The 4,403-nt window shown below is 72.7% G+C and carries 2 protein-coding genes and 1 pseudogene; all 3 read right to left on the bottom strand.

Annotated elements, in window-relative coordinates; genetic code table 11:
- Nucleotides 1-619: pseudogene (locus JMF90_RS25930) on the bottom strand (cellulose biosynthesis protein); the annotation flags it as partial.
- Nucleotides 604-1,833: a cellulose synthase complex periplasmic endoglucanase BcsZ gene (bcsZ, locus tag JMF90_RS25925; protein WP_011545162.1), complete on the bottom strand. Its 1,230-nt coding sequence runs from the start codon at nucleotides 1,831-1,833 to the stop codon at nucleotides 604-606. The gene bcsZ and the pseudogene JMF90_RS25930, both read right to left, overlap by 16 nt.
- Before the next feature lie 3 nt (nucleotides 1,834-1,836).
- Nucleotides 1,837-4,182 (bottom strand): cellulose biosynthesis cyclic di-GMP-binding regulatory protein BcsB, encoded by a 2,346-nt coding sequence (gene bcsB / locus JMF90_RS25920; protein ID WP_011545161.1) that lies wholly within the window; start codon nucleotides 4,180-4,182, stop codon nucleotides 1,837-1,839.
- Nucleotides 4,183-4,403 lie beyond the last annotated feature (221 nt).

The following is a 4,403-nucleotide window of genomic DNA, read 5'->3' as shown; positions in this document are numbered from 1 at the left end:
ATGCGCTCGTGTCCCGCGGATCGGCGGCAACCGCGCGGCGCAGCGCGGCGATCGCCGGCTGGCGCCCGCCCGGCGCATTCGACACGATCTGGTAGTACTCGGCGCCGAGCGCGCCCGACGGCGCGCCGTTCGGAAACAGCGCGACGATCCGTCGGGCCGCCTCGTCGGCGCGTCCGCTGCGCGCGAGCAGCCGGATCTGCGCCATCTCGCCGCGCCCGCTCGTCGCGACGCGGTATTCGTCGGCCACCCGTTGCGTGACGGCGGCATTCGGCGACTGCGCCTGCAGCCGCGCCAGCGACGCCTGCGCGCTTTTCGCGTCGCCGAGCCGGAGCAGCACACGCACCTGTTCGGCCAGCAGCTCGGGATCGCCCGGCGCGATCAGCAAGCCCTTGCGCAGCGCATCGCGCGCGAGGTCGTCGCGATGCTTGATGCCCCACATCCGCGCGGTGTCGAGCTCGCGCCGCGCATCGGCGGCGGCCGAGGTCGCCGGAGTCGCTGGGTTCGCCGGGTTCGCGATCGCCGCGCCGGAGGCGGCGCCCGGCGCCGCCGCGCACACCGACGACGCGAGCCACGCGAATCCCGCGACGTGCGGCGCGGCACACTTCAGCGGGCGGCGCACGAACGGCCTCCCCAGCGGGTGTCGAGCGTGCCGTCCGCCCCGAACCGGTAGCGGCCATCGCGCCAGCCGAGGCCGAACAGCGTCAGCACGCTCGTGTAATAGCCGGGCGCCGACTGGCGCGCGAGCGTATCGACGCGGGCCGCCTGGGCATCCGCGAGCGCGTGCTGGCCGCGTGCGTCGAGGAACGGCACGGCGGCCGCGGAGAAGCCGCCGTTGCCGTCGTTCGGCCCCGCGACGCCCGTCGTCGTATCGACCTTCTCCGGCGGCGCGCCGTGCGCGGCGATATGGTCGGCGAACGGCGCGAACTTCGCGAGCAGCGGCGCGGCAAGCGGATCGGCGCGGTCCAGCATGCCGGCCCACAGGTACACGCGGATCGCGTTGTACGCGCTTTCCGCATGGGTCTGCGGATCGGGCCCGAAACCGTTGCCCGCGCGATACAGCGCCCAGTCGGGCGAAAAGCCCTTCGGCGCGGTGTCGAGCAGCACGCGAGCGGTGCTGGACGCCAGCGCGGCCCAGCGACGGTCGTCGGGCAGTCGTGCGCCGAGCGCACGAATCACCTGCGGCGGCGAATAGCTCGGATTCACGCGCCATTGGCCGTTGGCCAGCTTGAACCCGGTCGGGCCCGGCAGCAGCGTGAGGCCGAGGCCCGGCACGGTCGCCGTCTCGGCGTCGAGCACGCGCTTCGCGAGCAGCGCGCCGCGCGCCGTATAGCTGCGCTCGTGCCACAGCCGCCCGGCCTCGACGAGCGCATACGCGATCCACAGGTCGGCGTCCGACGCCGGGTTCGCGTCGAGCACGCGCCACGCGCCGTCGGGCGCACGGCCCCACAGCCACGCCGGCAGGTGCGCGCTCAGGTCGCCCTGCGCGAGGTTGTTCTCGGTCCATGCGAGGATCGTGTCGAACATGCGCCGGTCGTTCGCGACCAGCGCGAAGAAAAGTCCATACGCCTGCCCCTCCGATACCGTGCGCGAATCGGCCGAGCCGACGTCGATCACCCGGCCGTCGGCCGAGATGAAATCACGCTTGAACGCGTCCCAGCGCGGCCACGCCGCGCTGCATCCCGTGCTCGCCGCATCGGCTGCACCGGCCGCCGCCGCGTGCGCGCGCGTGGCCATGCCGGCCGCCGCGCACGTCACCGCGACCGCCAGCGCGAGCGTCGCGCCGACACGCCGCGCCGGCTGCGTTGCCCGTCGCTTCGTCATTGCCCGCGCCATCCGTTACATCCCCCGGCGACGCGCGGCGATTCGCTGCAGCACGCTGAACACGCCGAGCGCGAGCAGCAGCCCTGCGACGACGCCGACCGCGCCGAGCAGCACCGGATGCCGCGCCGCCTCCGTCCACACGCGCGCATACCACGGCACGAAGCCGACCACGTAAGGCTCGCCGACCCGCAGGCTGTCGACCTGCCCCGGCCGGACCAGCGCGAGGTCGCCCTGCAACTGCGACACGAGCCCGCCGCTCTCGAACACGTCGAGCAGATCGCCGAGGCGCGGCTGGTCGGTCGCCGTCAGCGCGACGACGCTGCGGCCGCGGCTACCGGGCAGCTCGAACCCGGCGAGCGCCGCGAGCGGGCCCGTCTGTTCGATATGCGCGCCGCCGTCGGCGAGGCCCACGCCGTTGCGCCAGCGCTCCTTCACCGTGAAAGCGACGCGCGTCGCGCCCGCGCCGCCGGCCCCGCCCTGCTCGCCGATCGCGAGCGGCAGCGCCGCGCGCCACTGCGCGAGCAGCGGCGATGCGGGCGAGCCGTCGATCACGAGCAGGTCCTTGTGCCCCGACAGCGCGGCGACGTCGCCGGGCCGCGCCACCTGCACGCGCAGCGCCGGGAAACCGGTCCATTCACCCATGTGGCCGAGCATCGTCAGGTAGGCCTCGAGTTCCTGCGGCGACGGCCGGTCGGGCAGCACGACGGCCGTCTGCGACAGGTCGGCGAAGCGCGTGAACGGGAAGCCGCTGTTCGCGAAGAACGCGAGGTTCGGCAATTGCGCGTAATGGACGAAGTGCGAGAAGTCGATCGTCGAGTCAGGATCGATCGCCGCGCGTTGCGGCTCGGTGGCCGTGCTCGAACACAGGCCCGTCTTCTGCGAATCGAGCGTGAAGCGGAACTGCAGCTGGTTGCCGCTGCCGACGCGGAACGCGGGAATGTCGACGTCGCTCGTCACGCGCCCTTCCGGCACCGCCAGCAGCGGCAGCTGCATGCGGCCGTGCGCATCTTCGGCATGGGCCGGCCCGAGCCGGTACGACTTCACGAGCTGATCGTTGATCTCGACCGCGAGCGTCGAATTGTCCTGCACGGTCGGCGCCGTGTAGCGGTAGCGCAGCGTGATCGGCACGCCCGCGCCGTTCCACGAATGCAGATCGGCCGGCACGCGCAGGTTCAGCCGGATCGCGTCGGGCGTCGTGCCGCGCACCTCCAGCTGACGCGGATCGTTCACGAGTTCGCGGAACGCGATCGGCCGGTTCACCGGCAGCCAGCGCGGCGCGTCGTACGGCTTGCGCGGCGCGCCCAGATCGACGTGCGCGACCGTCGCCGCCTGCCCCGACAGCGCCGCGCGGCCGAGCACGAGCGTCGCGACCGCGTCGTCGACCTCGGCCGCCGTGCGGCCCGTGACGACCAGCAGCTTGCGGCCCGGCGCGGACGGGTTGTCCGCGACCGCGAGCAGCGGGCCATTGATTGGCGGCAGCGCGAGACCGGCCGGCAGCGTCGCGGCCGTGCCGACCACGACGGCCTGGTCGTCGGCCGGCAGCGCGGTCGATACCGGGAACCGCGCATGCCGGTAGTCGGCCAGCGCGCCGAACCACGACGCGAGCACGCCCGCGCTGCGCAGGGTGGCCGAATCGGGCGTGGCGGGCAGCACGAACGGCAGCCGCAGGCGGCCGTTGTCGCGCCGGTCGAAGAACGGCGCGGGCAGCAGCGCGAGATCGTTCGGCAGGCGCACCGGCGATTCGTCGAGGATCAGTTCGCTCGTCGGGCTCACGTCGGCCCACAACGCCGAATTCGTCGGGTCCTCGCAGTGGTCGAGCGTGTAATGCGCGATCAGGCGCAGGCCGATCTGGTTGAAATCCGAAAAGTAGCGCGGATCGATCGGGATCTCTTGCGTCACCGTGCGGCCCGCACGCGCGGCATCGAACGGGACGGTCGCGATCACCTCGCCGTTCACCGACACCTTCAGGTGCGACAGCGGAAAGACCAGCGACGGCGAATACGCGTAGGTCAGGCGCAAGCGCGCGCCCGTGATCACGCGGTCGAGCCGCACGCCGGCGTTGATCGTGCGTGCGTCGTCGGCGCCGCGCAGGCGCAGTGGATCGAACGCGCCGAGCGACGCGAACGGCATGCGTACGGTCGTCGCCGGCAGGCCGGCGGTCGGCGCGCTGGCCGCCGCCGGCGTGGCCGGAGCGGTCACGAGCACCGCCGCTGGCGCGGCATCCGGCACCGCTGCGTGATCGGCGGCGGCCGTCGAAGCGGCGGCCGGCACCGCCGGCAGCGGTGCGGCCGACAGCGCGGCCGTGTGGAAAGCGCCGGTCATCGCGGCAGCCAGAACGAACAGCGACACGGCCGGCTTCATGCGCCGCTCCGCTTCGTCACGATCGTCCGGTCATCCTGCGCGTCGAAACCGACGCGCGCAAAGCAGCTATGCCCGTGAGTGCACATCCCCTCTGCTTCCCCTCATTTATGGCCTGATTACATTTATCGGAACGACGCGGCGGATCATTCAACGACCGGTTCGTCGCGCTGGGGGACGCCTGGCACCGGCGGCCGCCCATTTGTCACACTATCTCAAAAATA

The organism is Burkholderia sp. E168m23, from assembly GCF_016586125.1.
GTDB classification, from domain to species: Bacteria; Pseudomonadota; Gammaproteobacteria; order Burkholderiales; family Burkholderiaceae; genus Burkholderia; species Burkholderia orbicola.
Note: the sequence above shows the minus strand (reverse complement) of the source record. Positions and strands in the feature narration are given on the sequence as shown.

Excerpts from the sequence above, each read along its gene's own strand:
- bcsZ (WP_011545162.1), bottom strand. The coding sequence starts at position 1,833 with ATGGCGCGGGCAATGACGAAGCGACGGGCAACGCAGCCGGCGCGGCGT.
- bcsB (WP_011545161.1), bottom strand. The coding sequence starts at position 4,182 with ATGAAGCCGGCCGTGTCGCTGTTCGTTCTGGCTGCCGCGATGACCGGC.